Origin of the sequence: Arthrobacter zhaoxinii, from assembly GCF_025244925.1 — a bacterium.
In the GTDB taxonomy this organism is placed as follows: Bacteria; Actinomycetota; Actinomycetes; order Actinomycetales; family Micrococcaceae; genus Arthrobacter_B; species Arthrobacter_B zhaoxinii.
The window spans coordinates 243,471-259,747 of record NZ_CP104275.1; the positions used below are offsets into that span (position 1 = coordinate 243,471).

The following is a 16,277-nucleotide window of genomic DNA, read 5'->3' on the forward strand; positions in this document are numbered from 1 at the left end:
GGCTCCGCGCACTTATGAACTCACCCTTCGAAGGCGGTTTTGCACCTCGGCGAAGGTAACGCGGGCAGGAAAGGCAATGACAAAGGTAACGGCAACGGGGCCGCTGGGCCGACGCCGACCCGGCCGTGATTCGGAACGCTGATCCGGAATCCTGCGATGTACGTCCGGGAGATTAGTGAACTGCTAACGTGAACGACCGGAGGCTTGCCGCTTGGCCGTGGACCAGGTGCTCGGCCACCAACCAGCCCTGGTAGGGACACGAACGAGAGGGGCCATCGTGACCGAAGAATTCGACATTGAGCAGCAGTGGCCGGAGTTGTTCGAGCAGTTCAACGCCGAGGATCGTCGCGCCGTGGTGCAGTCCCTTGCAGCGGCTTGGCACGAGGGCTGGGAGCCCAACCGCGAGGATATCGAGAACCTGACCGACAAGGTTCGGGGAGCGATCGACGGCGAGGAGTACAAGCGCCGCGTACGCCAGGCGGCCGAACGCTATCGCGCGGTGGCGGCCCCGGGAGAGGCAAGATCGAGCGGGGTGGCCGAAAAGTTCGACATTGAGCAGCAGTGGCCGGAGCTCTTCGAGCAGCTCGACGCCATTCATCGTCACGCTGTGGTGGAGTCCCTCGCGGCAGCTTGGCACGAGGGCTGGGAGCCCAACCGCGAGGACGTCGAGAACCTGTCCGACCGGGCCCGGGGCGCGATCGACGGCGAGGAGTACTTGCGCCGGGTGGATGCCGCCGCAGAGCGCCGCCGTGAGTAATGGCGGCCCTATCTCCGTAGCAGCGGCCCTCTCTGCGTAGTAGCGATCTGCGACGGCGACAAGCCCGCAGACAGCATGGCCGGCAAGGACGACGTCGGCCGGTCGTTGACTACCGCACGGTGGAAAGCCGTGCAATCCGTTGCCGGGCAGACCGTTCGCTGGGTCCCTGAGGCCCGAGTCCCAGCCGGATAACACCCAAAACAAGTTTCACGGGAAACTTCATCGGCAGCGGAACCGGACCGAGATGCGGAGCCCGCAAACCCAACAGCTCCCTATGCTTCGGCTCCAGGCTGGCCACTGCTCCGGCAAACAACACCCGGTAGCCGATCCGCTGGTTGCTCGGCAGAGGAGGGCGGCGAAGGAAGCCCAGTGCCTCCTGGACGTAGCCGCTGCTGCGCAGCTGGGCATCGTATCCGGCCATTTGCTTCCGCAGTTCGGCTTCGGAGCGCGGCGGATCGGGAATACCCATCAGCTCACCGGCCACCGCCCACTCCGCCACATAGGCATCAGCCCCGCCCGGAATCGGACCGCCGTAGCGCTGGTGCGAGGAAAGGAACGCATCAGTGAAGGCCAGATGCACCCAGCGGGCAATCTCGGGATCATTGGCCGAATACGGCTGCACCGCGCCGTCGGCGTCAACATAGGAGCCGTGCACGCGTTCGTGCAGCCGCAGCACCCAGTCGGAGCCCGCTTTGGCAGTGGCCGTGTCCCCGTAGGTGACGGTGAAGATCCACCGGATGGTTCCGGCGAGCCGGCCCAGCGGATCCGAGCGATAGTCGGAGAAATCGTGCACCCCGGCCATGGCCCCGGGATGCAGCGCCTGCAGCAGCAGCGCCCGGATGCCGGCAATGATCGGCGTCATGGACCCGTGCACCGCCCACACGGCGGACTCCGGACCGAAGTGGCCGACGTCGTCGCCCTTCGCCAGGTCGAGCTCCCACTGCGGAATCTCGGTGGCGTTGTTGCTGAACGTGCCGATCAGCTGGCGGCGCCAGGACGCGATCGACTGGGGAAGGGAAAAGACGCTCATCCTCCCCAGTGTCCATCCGTCCGGACCGCTTGCCTAGTGCCCCGAGTGCCCCTTGTGACCGCTCGGTGTTCGGTACTGCCGGCCCGCAGGATACGGGCGCAGGCTACGGACGCGGGCCGTGATCAGGCCCTCCGTCACTCTGGTGCCGCCGGAAGACCATCACCGGGGCCGCTGCGAAGAACAGCAGCGCAGCGAGCCACAGAATGCCCGCGATGTTCCACAGCGGCCCTAACGTGGCAAGAAGAATGCAGGCAACGCCGGCTAGCATCACGGCGTTTACCGCGTACTTGTCTTTCATGTCATTACCTTTCATACACGCCTAGCGCAGCAGAATGTCCACCGACCGGGAGTTGCCCATGACCCGCTCCATCACACCGGAACGGTTGGTGACGTCGTCGCGCAGGATTTCCGTGACCGAGCCCAGGAACCGGGAGAGGTCCACCTTGTCCTCCGGCGCAGCGAGCAGCAGCTGGAAGCCAAACTCGTGCAACGCGTTGATGGACGCCTCGGCAAAGGACAGGGACGACTTAACAAACGCCTCGTCCATCATCACGGTTCCGTACGTGCTGAAGCCCTGGGACACAATGCCCAGCTGGTAGGCCAGCGCGGAGGCCATGATGAACGCGGTGAACCGCTGGCCCTCGCCGCCGGACATCAGCGATGCCTGCAGGTTGGTGTAGGTGTGCCCGCTGGCAAGGCGGTGCGTGCAGGTGATGGTCACGTGCGAGCGGACATCGAGCACCTCGGCCCGCCACCGCTTCTCCTCGGGATCCTTCAGCCGGTCCACCAGGCCCTCGAGCGCGGCGTACCGGGCATCCATGTCCGCCTTATCCTGCCGCGAACCCATCATCGGCAGCGCGTTCTTCAGTTCGGTGCGGAACTTGTGTGCGGCGTCGGGAACGGTGGTGGCCACCTCGATCTCCAGGTGGCTGCCCGCGGAGTATTCCACCCGGCGCAGCACCGAGTTCAGCGGCAGCAGGCGCGAGGAGATGCTGCGGCGTTCCTCGTCGAGCAGCTGCAGCAGGTCGCTGAAACGCTCGTAGGTGCGGTTGTTGAAGTATTCGCGGAACTCGGCTTCGCGCTGCGGCAGGCCCTCGGAAATGATGTCCTCGAAGCGGTCCTCGTACGCGCCGGCAGACTCCACCGACGTCCCGAAGTCCGAGCCCCACTTGTCGCTGAACGTCTCGAACGTGCGTTCCAGCTTCGCGCGGGTTTCGAGCAGGGTCTTTTCCAGCCGCCCCTGCTCGGTGATCAGCGACCGTTCCACCTCGCCGGCGGCCTCCTTCAGCCGGGCCGGGTCGGTCAGGTCCCCGAATGGGTCGAACAGTTCGGCCAGCGCGGAGCGCAGCCCCTCGGACAGCGACTCGGGTGCCTTCGCGGAGAGCGCGGTGTGGCGCTCGACGGCGGCGGCTTTGTCGGCGTCGAGCCTCGCGGCGTCGCCCTTGAGCACGCCGACCTTCTCGGTGGCTGCGGTGAGGTCCAGCTCGGCGGTGTCGAGCTCGAAGCGGATCTGCTCCAGGTCGGCGTTGGCATCCCGGGCGGATTCCAGCCGGTCCGTGGCGACGGCGACGGCGGCCCGTGCGGCGTCGGCCGACAAGTCCTCCCAGGTGCGTTCATCCGCGGCGATGGCGCGCACGGCGGCCAGCCGGCGGACCAGCTCGTCCTGTTCGGAGGCGTGCTGCCGGGAGAGGTTGTCCGCCTCCTCGAAGACGCCGCGCAGGGCCAGCAGCTCGTTGCCGAGCGCCGCGACGGTGTCCTTGTTGTCAAAGCCCAGGACGTTGTCCGAGGCCTTGGTGTGCCGGTCATCCTTCTCGGTGGTGCTGCGGTTGCGCTTGACCGCACCGCCCAGGCTCACACCCTTGGCGACGTCGGCCAGCCCGGCCGGATCCTCGACGCAGACGAAGTCGTAGTGCGCGGTGATCTTCCGGGCCACCCAGCGGCCCATCTCCGTGTCCCGGGTGATGAGCTTGGTAATCAGGTCATCGGGGCCGGGTTCGGTGGGGCCGTCCACGGGAACGGAGACGTCGATGCAGCGGACGTAGCCGTGCATGTCATTCTCGCTGAGGTAGCGGGTGACGGCGGCCATGTGCTCGCCGCGCACCAGCAGGGCGGTGGCGAGGGAGCGCAGGGTGCGTTCGGCGGCAGGGCGCCACTGGGCTTGCTCGTTGGGCAGGTCGATCAGTTCACCGGCGAACGGCATGTCCGCTTCGTCGATGCCGGTGGCGGCGCAGATCCGGGCCCGCTGGTCCAGGGAGTCCTGCCTGATGTTGGAGGTGCGGCGGCGGAACGAGCCGATCTCGTTTTCCAGCTTCGCGATCTGCCCCTTGAGGGACCACGCCTCGCCGTGCGCGTTGCTGCTGCGCTCGCGGGCGGCATCGAGCTCGGTGCCGAGCGACTTCACCAGCTCCGCGGCGCGGCTGCGGGCAGTGACCAATCCGGCGGGGGAGAAGTCGACGTCGATCCCCGCGGCGGCGAGCTCGTCCTTCGCGGCGTTTTCCACGGTTTCGCGGGAGCGCAGCTGCGCGGCGGCGGCGGCAAGTTCCCGTTCCAGGGTGGCGATGGCTCCGCCGCCCTCTTCGGTGTACCGGGTGCTGAGCGCGTCGCGCTGGTCCTTCAGTGTGGCGCGGCGGGTTTCGGCGGCGGAGAGTTCGGACCGTGCCGCTGTTGCTGCGGCTTCCAGCTTCTCTGCCGTGCGAGAGGCGCCTTCGAGGGCGAGACGCTGGCGGTAGGCGGGCAGGCCTTCCTTCGCGAGGGCGCGGTTGTGCGCCAGGGCGTCCGCGGCTTCGCGGTAGCGGGTGTGCAGCTCGGGGACGGACTGCAGGTGGTCGCGCTGCTGCCGGGCACGTTCAAGCTGGCGGCGGATGCTGCGCAGATGGCTGAAGTCCTCCACGGCCTCTTCGGCGGCGGTCAGGGTGCGCGGGGTGTCCAGCACGTTGTTGCGGAAGAAGTCATTGACCGTGCCGCCCAGTCCCTTGCCCGTCTGCAGGATACGCAGCAGGTTGAAGGCCTTCTCGTCCTCCACCCCCAGGGCATGCCGGTAGCGTTCGGCGAACATCTTGTGCGAATCGAACACGGCCGCGCCGGGCAGCAGGGTTTCCAGGCTTCCCTTGGTGAAGCGGCCGCGCATGCCGGCCTGCAGGGCCTGAAGGTCCAGCGGGCGGTTGTGCACCAGGTAGTAGCGGCCCAGATTGTGCTCGGTGCCGGTGGCAGGGAGATCCATGACTACAGAGAGGCTGGTGATCTGGCCCAGACCGTTGTCGAACGTCAGGCAGACCGCGGACCAGGTGGCGCCCGGGCGCTGGTAGGCGGTGCCCGCGCCGTCGTCGGCCCCCTGGGTGCCCAGGCGTCCGCGCATGTAGGAGAACGCGTTGCGTTTTTCCTCGGCGTTGGTGCCGGAATTGTTCTGCGCGGCCTCGTTCATCCGGGGCCGGGCGTCCATGACCTGGAGCATGGCGTCGAAGATGGTGGATTTGCCGACGCCGGAATCGCCGGTGAGCAGCGTGCCGGCGCGGTCCACCTTGATGGTGTGCGCGCCGTCGAAGGTTCCCCAGTTGACGATCTGCACGGAGGCGAGCCGGTTCTGGCCGGGGTTGATCAGGTCTCCCATGGGGAGGGTGGTTTCGATGCTCATGCCGGCTCCTCGCCGTCGTTCTCTTCGTCAGCGGGGGTTCTGTCGTCGGGAGTGCCGTCCAGGTCCAGGGCGGGCGCGGCAGCTGTGTCGTCCCCCGCGTCGTCACCGCCGAGGGTCTGCATAAAGGTGATGATGTCGCCGATCTGGCTGTACGGCAGGGCCAGCGGCAGGGCGTTGGAAATGACCCAGACGTTGTCCAGCTCGGTGGGGAGCAGCAGGCGGCGGTCCTGCACGAGCTTGCGGATGGCGGCGTCGGCCAGGTCCTCCACGGACTTCGCGTCGCGCTGGCCCGGGTCCACGTAGCCTTCGAGCACCTCGATGATGTCCTGCCGGGCGATGGTGGCCTCGTTTCCGGTGCCGGTGTGGCGGTCCAGGAGCAGCCGCATGCGCAGCAGCAGCAGGGTTTCCTCGCGGGTCATTTCGCGCTGGCGCTGCAGCGCGGAGGTGTGCGGTTCGGCCATTTCCACCGGGCGCAGCAGGGCGACCTTGCGGTCTTCGTCAATGACCAGGGTGAGGAACAGTTCGCTCAGCCGGACGCGCAGCTGCTCCTGGTTGTCCACCACGGTCTCGTACACGTTGTCCGAGGAGTTTGCGTCCAGGTACGGGCCGCGCAGCAACCGGATGAGGGCCTGCCGCAGCTTCAGCGGCAGGATGCCGGTGTCGCCGGGGAACAGTTCCGGGCCGTCGACCAAGAGATCGCGCGGGGCGTGCTCGGCGTGCTCTTCTTCCGGCTCCGGGTCGAATTCCTCCGGCGCTTCGGACAGTTCTGTGGCGGTCTCGCTCATTTTTCGGGGGCTTTCGCGACGGCGACGGCGGGCAGCAGCGCGGTGCGCTCGCTGCCGTCGATCTGGGTAAAGGTAACGGATTCAAGGTGCTTGTTGGCTTCAGAGCCTGAGGCCGAGCCGCCGGCGAGCAGTGTGCGGATGCTGTTCAGGTGCCGGTGTTCGGGCGGCAGCTGCTCGAACACCTGGGCCACGGTGGCGCTGGCGCGGGTCGCCGTCGCCCGGGAGACGGCGTCGGCCAGTACCCGCCGATCGGCGCGCGGGGTGCGCACCGAGCGGTGGATGTCCGCTTCGGTGAACTGCGGCGGTTCGGGCAGGGTGCGCGGGGCGGCGTGGTCTTCGGGATTGTAGACCCGGACCATGCTCAGGGATTCGAAGCCCGAGCCGTGCAGCTGCGGTGCGGGGACGACGGCGGCGCGGCGGCGTCCGCGCGGAGCCTTGTGGATCGCGGTTTCGGCGGCGCGGATGAGCTGGCGCAGCTGGACGGATTCGCGGTACTCGTCGCTCTGCACATAGGTGTGCATGGATTCGGAGAGCCGGCCGTAGATGCGGTGGATTTCGGTGGCCTGGTCGCGCATGTCGCTGATCAGCCGGTACAGGCTCTGCCGGTCCTCGGGGCTCATGTCATCGGCGAAGTCCCGTTCCAGCACCTCCGCGATGGCGGCGCGGAAGCGGGCCTGCTGGTCGGCGTCGTTCAGGAAGGCGGTGAAGCCCTCATAGGTGCGGCCTTCGGCGGTGCTGCGCAGCTTTTTGTCCGCTTCGAGGATTTCACCCATGGTCAGGCCCTTGGCGGCGTTGGATTCCACCATTTCCTGGCGCAGGTCATGCAGCATCTTTTCCAGGCCGTCGCGCATCCGCTTGAAGTCGGCGGGCAGAGCCGCGGCCAGGTCGAGGATGTCGCGGGCCGCTTCGACGGCGGTGTCGTCCGGCAGCGGCGGGGGAGCCTCGCCGGATTCCAGCGCGCGGATCATTTCCTCGCGGCGGGCGACCTCTTCTTTAAGGACGGCGATGCGTGCGGCGGGGTCCGGGTTGGATTCCTGTGCGAGGTTTTCCACCCGGTCCAGCAGGGTGGCCAGGCGGGAGGAGTTCAGGGACGTCTTATCGCTGGTGTAGCCGTCCAGGTAGGAGAGGAAGCGGGCGGAGGATTCGGTGAGTTCGTAGACGAACTTCCCGTCCGCGCGGGGCCGGGCCAGGAAGCGGCGGGCCACCCAGTCATCGGCGTAGTTCCGTCCGGTCCAGTCTTCGCGCAGCTGCACGCCGTCCATGCGGAGGCGGTTCAGGAAGGAGTCCGTCATGGCATGGAAGTCGTCCAGCGGGACCCGCGGCCGGGTGCGGGTGAAGGCCTCGCGGAAGAGCGCCGGGACCCAGGCGTTGGCGTTGGTCAGTTTCCAGCCGGGGGAGGCCTGGAGCCGCTGCAGTTCGGCCCAGCGGGCAACGGCGTTCTCGATGAAGGACATTCTGCGCTTTCCGCCCGTGCGGTGGGGAAAAACGGGCCTCCTCGATTTTAGCTGGGCGGGAGGGCTGGGTGGTATCAGGCCTGGATGGATGATTGTGGTTGCTGAGGAGCCCACCCAACCAGCGGACCGCTGGCATCGTGCAGATGACACCACTGATCGTGGACAGGCAGCTGCAGTGTTTCGAATGCCCCACGAATGTAATCGCTGAGGAGAACACCTTGGGTTTCTGCGGTTTCTGCGGTTTCTGCGTTTTTGGCGATTAGGTCGCGGGTTTTGTCTTTCTGATCTGATGGTTACGGCCGCCATTGGAACCGTCCTTTCAGAAGCGGTGCTGCAGCGAATCCCGTGTTCGCTCGGTTCAGTGTGCTGCGGTTCTCGGCGGCGTAGCCGACGATGCGTCCATTCCCTCTGAACGAGCGGTCGGACCCTCACTTCTGGCGTGATATCTGCTTAGATAATGGTTCCGAGAGTCCTGGGGGAACACGTATGAGCGGGCGCAGCAGTCGTGCAGCAAGAAAGTCAAAATCGGGATCCAGCCGTATTGCTGACCATAAGAGGAACGGAAAGTTGCTCGTTCCACCCATAAAGGCGGTGGGTGACTTGACTCAAGCTCCTTGGCTGCAGGATGCATTCCCTGACATGCTGTGGGTCTGTGCCGTGATTTCCTCGCGTGGAGCAAATCTTGGGATGAAGATAGTCGCTGAAGTTGTCGATCTCGCCCAGGACCTTTCTTCCAGCGCAGATTCAAGTCTGGACGACGCCCCACCATCCGTCGTGATCACCGGCACGTTAACGTCTTTCGATAGGGTTCCTGCGGAGCGTCGTGCGCTGTTCCTCGAGACGTTAGAAGTGTCAGGGCTGTACGAACGAGCTTTTCCTACAGAGCTGCGACGAGCACTTTTGTCCTACGAGACGATTCCCTCTCGATGGCTCCTTGAATACGTCTCACTTCCAGAATCCGTCGCCGATTCAACGGTTCAAGAAGACATACTTCGACCGGTCGTCTTCGACAGCATCCATGGCCAAAGCGACGTAGCTACCAAGGCAAAGATCATGGTGGTTCGTGCCTATCTGTACGCTGGAAAACTCCGACTCCCTCCGCAAATCGCACAGGAGTGGTTCTCCATCCTGGCGAAATACCCTAACGGAATCACGGAGGAAGAGCGGGTTCGAATTGAACCGTCCATGAGAGCAACCTACTTGACTCTCTCAGGGCTAGAGGGCGAAGAACAAACGGATTCAGCAGGCGGGGTCTGGGCCCGAGATTTTTGGCGCGACAACTGGACCATGTTCAAATGCGAGCGAACTACCGCTGTCGATACTTCTCCGGATGATATGACTAATGACGGTGTGATGGACGCTCACCGACGCTGGATGGACGAGCTTGGAGAGCTTCATACGGCGGCACTATCCGTCAGCGAGAGTGCTGACCCCGATCTCTACCTGCCTGATAGGTACGAGGTGCTCACCGGCCTGGTATTTCGTCAGATCGAATCCGTGCATGCGATGATCCACTCACCGGCTCTGTGGCATATGGACAGGGCAGCGGGAACCACTCGTGGACTCATCGAGACGCGGATTGTTTTCAAGTGGATACTGACGCAGGACGACGGCATTTTCCTGCGCTTCAAAGAGTATGGACGCGGAAAACTCAAACTCTACAAGCTTCACTTGGAGGAGCTTCGCGACTCCCTAGAGGAAAAGTCAGAGGAACTTGACACTGAGATCGATCACCTGACATCTGTTGTCAATGGCGATATATGGGAGGAGTTCCAAGACATTAGTATCGCTGGCAACTTTGCGTCTGTGGATACCAGGAAGATGGCGGAGAGTGTCGGCCTGATTGACGACTATCGACTGATTTTTAGCCCCGCAAGCGCCGCAGTTCATGGGGAATGGGGGCCAATCTCGCAATACACGCTTGTCAGGTGTGCCAACCCACTGCACAGAGGGCATCGGATTCCGAGTGTCACTGGTAATAGAGATGTCAGTTCCTTCAGTGTGGATTTTGCACTTAAACTTCTAAGGAACCTAATTGGGGATTATCGGGCTGCGCTTGGAAGTGCCGGAAATAAGTGAGGGCCGTTGGTTCCGTTCAACAGCTAAGGGATGTGTTGTCCCTCCGATGATTCTCTGGGTCCTGTCCAGCCGGCCCGCACTGCAGAGGCAGAGGCCGCTTGGTCGGCTGGACGATGGACTCGGTCCAGACCAGCGCCTTGGTTAAGTGGGCACTGCCCATCGTCTACATCCTGCGCGGCGGCGGTCTACCCCTTTCCATCACCGGTCCGGGGGTGGACTCCGGTTCTCCTCAGCTGCCCACCGGCGACGATGCCTAGAGCAGCGGCCAGGGCACCGCTGGCATTTTATGGGTTTCAGGGATTTGATGAGTGCCATTCGCTGGTTTTGCCCACCAATGTACTTGTTGAAGCACAGCCCCACCGAATGATCCCAGCATCTAGGCGTGAGACCGACCGGGACAGCGGGACCGGTATAGTCCCTAAGAATGGAGACGCTCACCCAAGCCCCATTGAAACTACTGCGGCCCACGGTTTACCTGGATCAGTGGGTGTGGATCAGGCTGGCGAAGGCGGACGCTGGTAGCCCTAAGGACATGGATGATCTGCGCGTGCTGGCGGCAGTGCGCCGTGCTGTAACCGAAGGCATCTGCTTTCCGCTCTCTGCCACGCATTACGAGGAGACCGTGCGAATTCGTGATTATCGCCAACGGCAATCTCTTATGAAGGTCATGGCCCCCGTCTCGCTGATGCAAACATTCCGGGCGCATAATGTGCTTCTACGGCACCAGTTCCTCGTGGCTTTGCATGAGACCGTCGGACGCCCAACCTTTCGCCCGGCGAATCCTGAAGTAATAGGCATTGGAGTGCATTGGGCGATGGTCGGCAGCCAAGCCTTTTACAAGGTCTTGGGAGCGGACAACCAAGTGATTAGTTCGGTAAGCGGGGCTTGGCTTCGACATCTCAATCAGTATGCGGAGGCCGCTGTCCTAGCTGGCCCTAACCCTGGGGAGTTGCCCGGACTGCTGAACGCGGGTTACCTTATGCCGCGGACCCTTGAGAACCAGGAGAACAGCCGCCTTGCATACGAACAGTGGCTCAAGCGGCACCTTGCCGATCAGACCACTGACCCAAGGGAGCTCCGCGCGATCATCATGGCTCGGGAAATCTCGCACGAGTACTCGGATCTGCTCGGCGATATCTTCGGCGAATACCGCCTCTCGTTCTCCACAATCGCGGACGGCCGCACTGGGATGGCGATGCGTGCGAAAGCCATCGCATTCATTGAAAGAGTCCCGACAGCACGCATTTCAACGGACCTCAAAACCCAGTTGTTTCGCAACAAACAGCGCAACTGGGACTGGAACATGATCAGGGATATCGATGCCCTTAGCCTTGCCGTGCCCTACAGCCACATAGTCGTTGCTGACAAGGACGCCGCGAGCCTCCTTCGCCGCACTGAAGCTGATAAAACCTACCGAACTACCGTTATCGAAAAACTCGGGCAGCTCCCCGAACTTCTCGATGAACTCTCCTTGCCCAGTACTAACGAGGGAACCCTATGGGATGAGCTTGGTCCGGATGGTGACCGTTATCAGCTTGAATCCCCCCCGGCGTTGTCATACGACACCTCGCTGAAAGGTGCTTCGTTGAGATTGGTAGACGCCGCAGGCCGACTCATGAGTGGCGCCGGACCTGGCAGGAACCCTATTAGGTCGTGATGGTGTTCCATTCCGGGCGAGGCAAAGTCGGCGGCAGTTGGAACGGTCCATACACGGGGGAGGGGGAGCAACAGGCCGCCGTGGGTAAGCGCCTGGCGCAGATCAGAGCCCCACCTAGGAAGTCACCTTCTCAGCGCGCTGCTTCCGATGTTCCACGTCGAGTGCCAGATAGATGACGGCGGCAAGCCCTCTCGCTCAGGATTACGCGAAATTTCGGGGCTTCGACTTCGCCTTCTTCGTGACGATGCCCCAGCCATTGACTTGGTTTCCTTGGTCATCACTGGTAGTGGTGTTCTGGGGGTTCAGCGAAGAAAGTTCCTGTGCAATGGAAAGCAAAGCCGCTATCTCTGCAACCTTGAGACGCTGATCTACGGTGAGGTGATCCTGATCAGCGATAGAACCAGCGCTGCTTCCCTTTGCAGCACCGATAGCCTCTGTGAGTGCGTCCCATGCCGTTGAATAGTCGTTGCTCATGCTTTCCCATCCACTGATACGCCGATTGCCTGTTTTGTCGGGTCATTCGAATCTAACAGTGCCTAGCCCTTACTCGATACCATCAGTATTCAAATCGCCCAAGTGCTTGTGGAGGAATTGTCTGGTTTGCTCATCGTCAGCCACGCTCTCATTGTCGAACCGACTATCTGCCCAAGATGTCTTACCTCGCGATCGGATGTGAAGCGTACCATTCGTAACAGTGTAGTCAGTCGTCTCGCTGAAATTCTTTGCACTGTAGTTGGTCGTCGCTTGGAAGCCCTCGTTCTGATCCAAAATCTGCTGGCGTACCTTTTTGGTAAGGCGCACTTTTATCCTCCGTATTTGTCACATCGGGTCAGGGACAGAATGGCACTATCCCCCGATTCTGTAAATGCTCAGCGGAAGAACTTCTGGCGTCTTTTATAGTCAATGGGGGTACCGCGGAAGGAAGGAGCGGGTGAGGCGGCAGACCCAATACAGGGTACGGGCGGCTGTCCGTGGAGCCATCCCGGGAGCTCAAGTCGAACCCTTGTTCGTGGCGCGATAGCACGTAGCCGCAGCACCCTCAGAACAACGGCTAGGACATCGCAGGCACCCCGCCGCTAGATGGAAACTGCCGGCCGAGCGCAGCCGGGTGCAGTGCGCGGCAAGCGGAGATACCTCCCCGGTTGTGAGCAGCTCCGCCAGGTTCCGGCCCGATTCACCGTGCAATCCTTCTAGGACCCGCTCGATGCCGGTGAGCTTCCCGGCGCTCAGTTCATCGCAGATCCAGCCCCACAGCACGGTCCGCCCGTCCCGCAGATGAGACTGTCGGCGTCCGTTGGCTGACCGCAGATCACGTAGATCGCACGCCGGCGCCCACCACCCTCCCAGGTGCGCTTAGCGAAGTTCCGGGCGGTGTCGACCGGCATCCGCACGCGCCGCGCCGTCGGTCTCGTCGTCCTCATCTACCTCGTCAAGGAAATAGGCCCCGATGACGACCTGCGCCGTCATCGGATCCCAACCCAGACTCATCACGCGGCGCGGCATTCGCAAGCACCCTCATCACCTCTAGCCCCACCAGATCCCGCCGCCTAAACTGACGGGGCCGTATGTGCGCGCCGAACAAAGGAGCAGCATGCCCACGATCGCCGAGACCGTCGTCCACAACCTCGCCGCCAACGGGATCCAGCGGATCTGGGGAGTTCCCGGCGATTCCCTGAATGCGGTGACCGAGGCCATCCGCCGGGAGAAGGGCATCGAGTGGATGCTCGCCCGGCATGAGGAGGAGGCCGCGTTCGCTGCCGCCGGAGAGGCGGCGCTGACGGGCGAGCTCGCGGTGTGCGCGGGCAGCTGCGGCCCCGGCAACATGCACCTCATCAACGGGCTCTACGACGCGCACCGAAGCCGGGTTCCCGTGCTCGCAATCGCATCACACATCCCGAGCGACGAGATCGGCAGCCAGTACTTCCAGGAGACCCGGCCCACCGAACTGTTCCGCGACTGCACGGTCTTCTGCGAGATGGTCCTGAGCCCTGAGCAGATGCCGCGGCTGCTGGAGATCGCCATGCGGACGGCCATCGAGAAGAGGGGCGTTGCGGTGCTCGTGATGGCGGGGGACACCGCACTGGAAGACGCCGCGGACGAGCGCGTCTTCACGGTCCGCCGCACCGACCCGGTCACCGTGCCCTCCCCGGCGGAGCTGCAGGAGGCCGCCGCCACGCTGAACTCCTGTGGGAACGTGACCATCCTCGCGGGCGCCGGCGTGGAGGGGGCGCGCGAGGAGGTCCTTGCCCTCGCCGACGCGCTGGGAGCACCGATCGTGCATGCTCTCCGCGGCAAGGAGGTCATCGAGCACGACAACCCGTTCGACGTCGGCATGACCGGGCTCCTCGGCTTCGCGTCGGGCTACCGGGCGATGGAGGACTGCGACGCGCTGCTGATGCTGGGCACCGACTTCCCGTACCAGCAGTTCTACCCGAAGAAGGCGAAGATTCTGCAGGTCGACATCCGGGGCGAGCAGCTCGGCCGCCGCGTGCCGCTCACCCAGGGCATGGTCGGCGGGGTGCGTGCGACGGCGGCGGCGCTGCTGCCGCTGCTCGAGCGGAAGTCGAGCCGCACCCACCTCGAGAAGTCGCTTGACCACTACCGCCGCACCCGCGCGCAGCTCGACGACCTCGAGAAGCAGGGCCCGGGCACCATTCACCCGCAGCACCTCGCCCACCTGATCGACAAGCTCGCCGCCGACGACGCGGTCTTCCTGCCCGACGTCGGCACTCCGGTCATCTGGGCGTCCCGGCACCTGCACATCGGCGCGCGACGGCGGCTGATCGGCTCCTTCTGGCACGGCACCATGGCGGCGGCGACCCCGCTCGGCATGGGCGTCCAGGCGGTGGACCGGAAGCGGCAGGTAGTGGTCCTTGCCGGCGACGGCGGCCTCGCGATGATGCTCGGTGAGCTGCTGACGGTGGTGCAGCATCGGCTGCCGATCAAGATCGTGGTGTTCGACAACGCGGCGCTCAGCTTCGTCGAGGTGGAGATGAAGGCGGCGGGGATCGTCAACTTCGGCACCGGGCTCGAGAACCCGGACTTCGGTGCGGTGGCGCAGGCGGTGGGGATGCACGGCGAGAGCGTGAAGCGCCCGGAGGACCTTGAGGGCGCCCTGCGCCGTGCGTTCGCGTACGACGGCCCCGCGCTCGTCTCAGTCGCGGTGGAGCGGCAGGAGCTCTCCATGCCGCCGAAGATTGAGGCGAAGCAGGCCACGGGCTTTGCGGTCTACGCGATGCGTACGGTGCTCGCCGGGAACGGCCGAGAGCTCATCGACCTGGCAAAGGCCAACGCGCGCCAGCTGCTCTGAGGCCTGCGCTTGCCTGGGCGGATGCGCGTCTTCACTAGCTATTTTGCAGCGACACCCCACCGTCAGCAGCAACAGCCTTGATGAGTGCTGAAGCGTTCTCCTCAGACCAGCCAGCTTCAATGGCGGCGTCGATGTAGCCTGCCGCAGCGTCAACACTCGGCACTGGGGCCGCCAGAGTCTTCGCAAAGCTCTGGATCAGACGAGCGTCTTTCTGCATCAGCTTGAGGGCGAAGGACGGCGAATAGTCGCCGGCTAGAACCGTCGCGCCAACACCGTCGAAGATCGGAGAGCGGAAGTCCGTGACCTTAAGAACATCAAGCACTTTAGACAGGTCGAGCCCCGCGCTCTTGGCGAGGGTGAGCGACTCCCCGAGAGCTAGGAGCTGTGCGGCGACAACAAGGTTGCCAACCAGCTTCATGCGTACCCCACATCCACCGGGTCCTATATGGTGTACCGTCTCGCTGATCGGTTCGAGTACGGGCAGCGACTGTGAAACCGTGTCCTCCTCGCCGCCAACCACGATCCACAGGCCGCCCGCAGCTGCTTCGCCCTTAGAACCGAAAACCGGGGCGTCGAGGAAACGAACTCCGCGAGCTTCGAACGCGTCACGCTCTTCAGCGCTGACCTCCGGGCTGATGGTGGACAGATCTATGACGATTGATGTGTCACTGACTTCTGACGCAAGCCCGTCTTCGGCTAGGACAACCTGACGCACGGCAGTGTCGTCACTCAAGCAATACATAACGAAATCTGCACCACGGACTGCCTCCGCGATCGTTGGCGCAGATTTGGCACCAGCGACGACGGCTTCGTCGACGCCGTTAGCGGAGCGGTTCCAGACAGTAACGTCATGACCGACCGAGAGAAGATTTTTGACCATGCCGAGACCCATGGTGCCGAGGCCGAGATAGCTAATGCGTGTCACTCAGACACCTCTGCTTTCTGAACGACTCCCGCCGTTCTGTTTGTGGCTTTCCACGATTGTAGAAATCTGAGGTACCCCGTTGCGCCAGGGTCCTGCAACCCGATGCTCCGCTCCTGGAGCCAGGATGCCCGTCCCCTGCGCGACTGCAGTTCCTTTGACGTCATAACTCCGTGCTCGGCTGCTTCGATCGCGGCGTCGAACGCCCTCTCCCGCGGATGGGTCTCAAGCAACGCTTCGGCGGCGGGGAACATTGCGTCGAGAATGGTTTTGTCTCCTACTTGGGATTTGCCGCGCTGGCTGATCGACTCAGCAGCGACCATGGCGAAGCGCCCTACCTGTTCCGGGGCTACGGTGGGCGATTCTCCCAGCACCCGCGAGCCAGCTAAGAGTGCTCCCGCAACGAGTGCGGCCATGGTCGACGGGTTAGCATTGGCGAACGCCTTTGCGCAGGCCAACACCACCTCGCGCGGAGTGGAGCTGTCTGGAAGCGCCAGCAAGGCTTCGTCCGCGGCCGCCGTGCCTAGCGACACCGTTATTCCGAGGTCGCCGTCCCCCAGAGCTTGGTCGAGGTCGCCAAGTTCATCTGAGTAGGTGGTCAGTTGAGCAAGGCACCGACGGATTGCCGCGTTGAGCTCTTTGCCATCCATGG

General features: G+C 63.7%; 14 protein-coding genes. 5 read left to right on the forward strand and 9 right to left on the reverse strand.

From position 1 onward, the window contains the following. The first annotated feature begins 277 nt into the window (after window positions 1-277). Window positions 278-757, forward strand: coding sequence for an antitoxin VbhA family protein (locus N2K95_RS01215; RefSeq protein WP_260652558.1), 480 nt, complete (start codon window positions 278-280; stop codon window positions 755-757). A gap of 109 nt (window positions 758-866) precedes the next feature. On the opposite strand, the gene N2K95_RS01220 is transcribed toward N2K95_RS01215, so the two are convergent. The 5 genes from N2K95_RS01220 to N2K95_RS01240 form a co-directional block, all read right to left on the reverse strand. Next, window positions 867-1,787, reverse strand: a complete 921-nt coding sequence (locus tag N2K95_RS01220; protein WP_260652559.1) for an oxygenase MpaB family protein — start codon at window positions 1,785-1,787, stop codon at window positions 867-869. Window positions 1,788-1,890: 103 nt separating this feature from the next. Beyond that, on the reverse strand, window positions 1,891-2,085 hold the full coding sequence (locus tag N2K95_RS01225; protein ID WP_260652560.1) for a hypothetical protein: 195 nt from the start codon (window positions 2,083-2,085) through the stop codon (window positions 1,891-1,893). Window positions 2,086-2,106: 21 nt separating this feature from the next. Then, window positions 2,107-5,418 carry an ATP-binding protein gene (locus tag N2K95_RS01230; RefSeq protein WP_260652561.1) on the reverse strand — a complete coding sequence of 1,104 codons (3,312 nt, stop codon included), beginning with the start codon at window positions 5,416-5,418 and terminating at the stop codon, window positions 2,107-2,109. Beyond that, window positions 5,415-6,203 (reverse strand): DUF4194 domain-containing protein, encoded by a 789-nt coding sequence (locus N2K95_RS01235; protein ID WP_260652562.1) that lies wholly within the window; start codon window positions 6,201-6,203, stop codon window positions 5,415-5,417. Before N2K95_RS01235 ends, N2K95_RS01230 begins: the two co-directional genes overlap by 4 nt. Continuing rightward, a complete protein-coding gene (locus tag N2K95_RS01240; RefSeq protein ID WP_260652563.1) occupies window positions 6,200-7,657 on the reverse strand; it encodes a DUF3375 domain-containing protein in 1,458 nt (485 codons plus the stop codon). Before N2K95_RS01240 ends, N2K95_RS01235 begins: the two co-directional genes overlap by 4 nt. A gap of 567 nt (window positions 7,658-8,224) precedes the next feature. Here N2K95_RS01240 and N2K95_RS01245 point away from each other — a divergent pair. The 3 genes from N2K95_RS01245 to N2K95_RS01255 all read left to right on the forward strand — a co-directional run bounded on the left by N2K95_RS01245 (window position 8,225) and on the right by N2K95_RS01255 (window position 11,393). Then, window positions 8,225-9,736: a DUF5677 domain-containing protein gene (locus tag N2K95_RS01245; RefSeq protein ID WP_260652564.1), complete on the forward strand. Its 1,512-nt coding sequence runs from the start codon at window positions 8,225-8,227 to the stop codon at window positions 9,734-9,736. Between the two features lie 98 nt (window positions 9,737-9,834). Next, on the forward strand, window positions 9,835-9,993 hold the full coding sequence (locus N2K95_RS01250) for a hypothetical protein (protein WP_260652565.1): 159 nt from the start codon (window positions 9,835-9,837) through the stop codon (window positions 9,991-9,993). Between the two features lie 167 nt (window positions 9,994-10,160). Further along, a complete protein-coding gene (locus N2K95_RS01255) occupies window positions 10,161-11,393 on the forward strand; it encodes a hypothetical protein (RefSeq protein WP_260652566.1) in 1,233 nt (410 codons plus the stop codon). A 201-nt stretch (window positions 11,394-11,594) separates the two neighbouring features. Here the strand turns inward: N2K95_RS01255 and N2K95_RS01260 are convergent, their stop codons facing one another. Both N2K95_RS01260 and N2K95_RS16305 read right to left on the reverse strand, forming a co-directional pair. Then, window positions 11,595-11,867: a hypothetical protein gene (locus N2K95_RS01260; protein WP_260652567.1), complete on the reverse strand. Its 273-nt coding sequence runs from the start codon at window positions 11,865-11,867 to the stop codon at window positions 11,595-11,597. A gap of 879 nt (window positions 11,868-12,746) precedes the next feature. Beyond that, on the reverse strand, window positions 12,747-12,884 hold the full coding sequence (locus tag N2K95_RS16305) for a hypothetical protein (RefSeq protein WP_407080106.1): 138 nt from the start codon (window positions 12,882-12,884) through the stop codon (window positions 12,747-12,749). Between the two features lie 100 nt (window positions 12,885-12,984). Between N2K95_RS16305 and poxB the strand changes: the two genes are divergently transcribed. Further along, on the forward strand, window positions 12,985-14,703 hold the full coding sequence (gene poxB, locus N2K95_RS01270) for a ubiquinone-dependent pyruvate dehydrogenase (RefSeq protein WP_260652568.1): 1,719 nt from the start codon (window positions 12,985-12,987) through the stop codon (window positions 14,701-14,703). Between the two features lie 34 nt (window positions 14,704-14,737). Here the strand turns inward: poxB and N2K95_RS01275 are convergent, their stop codons facing one another. Next, a complete protein-coding gene (locus tag N2K95_RS01275; RefSeq protein ID WP_260652569.1) occupies window positions 14,738-15,628 on the reverse strand; it encodes an NAD(P)-dependent oxidoreductase in 891 nt (296 codons plus the stop codon). Next, window positions 15,625-16,275, reverse strand: a complete 651-nt coding sequence (locus N2K95_RS01280) for a DAK2 domain-containing protein (RefSeq protein ID WP_260652570.1) — start codon at window positions 16,273-16,275, stop codon at window positions 15,625-15,627. The genes N2K95_RS01275 and N2K95_RS01280 overlap by 4 nt, the downstream gene beginning before the upstream one ends. Between the last annotated feature and the right edge of the window lie 2 nt (window positions 16,276-16,277).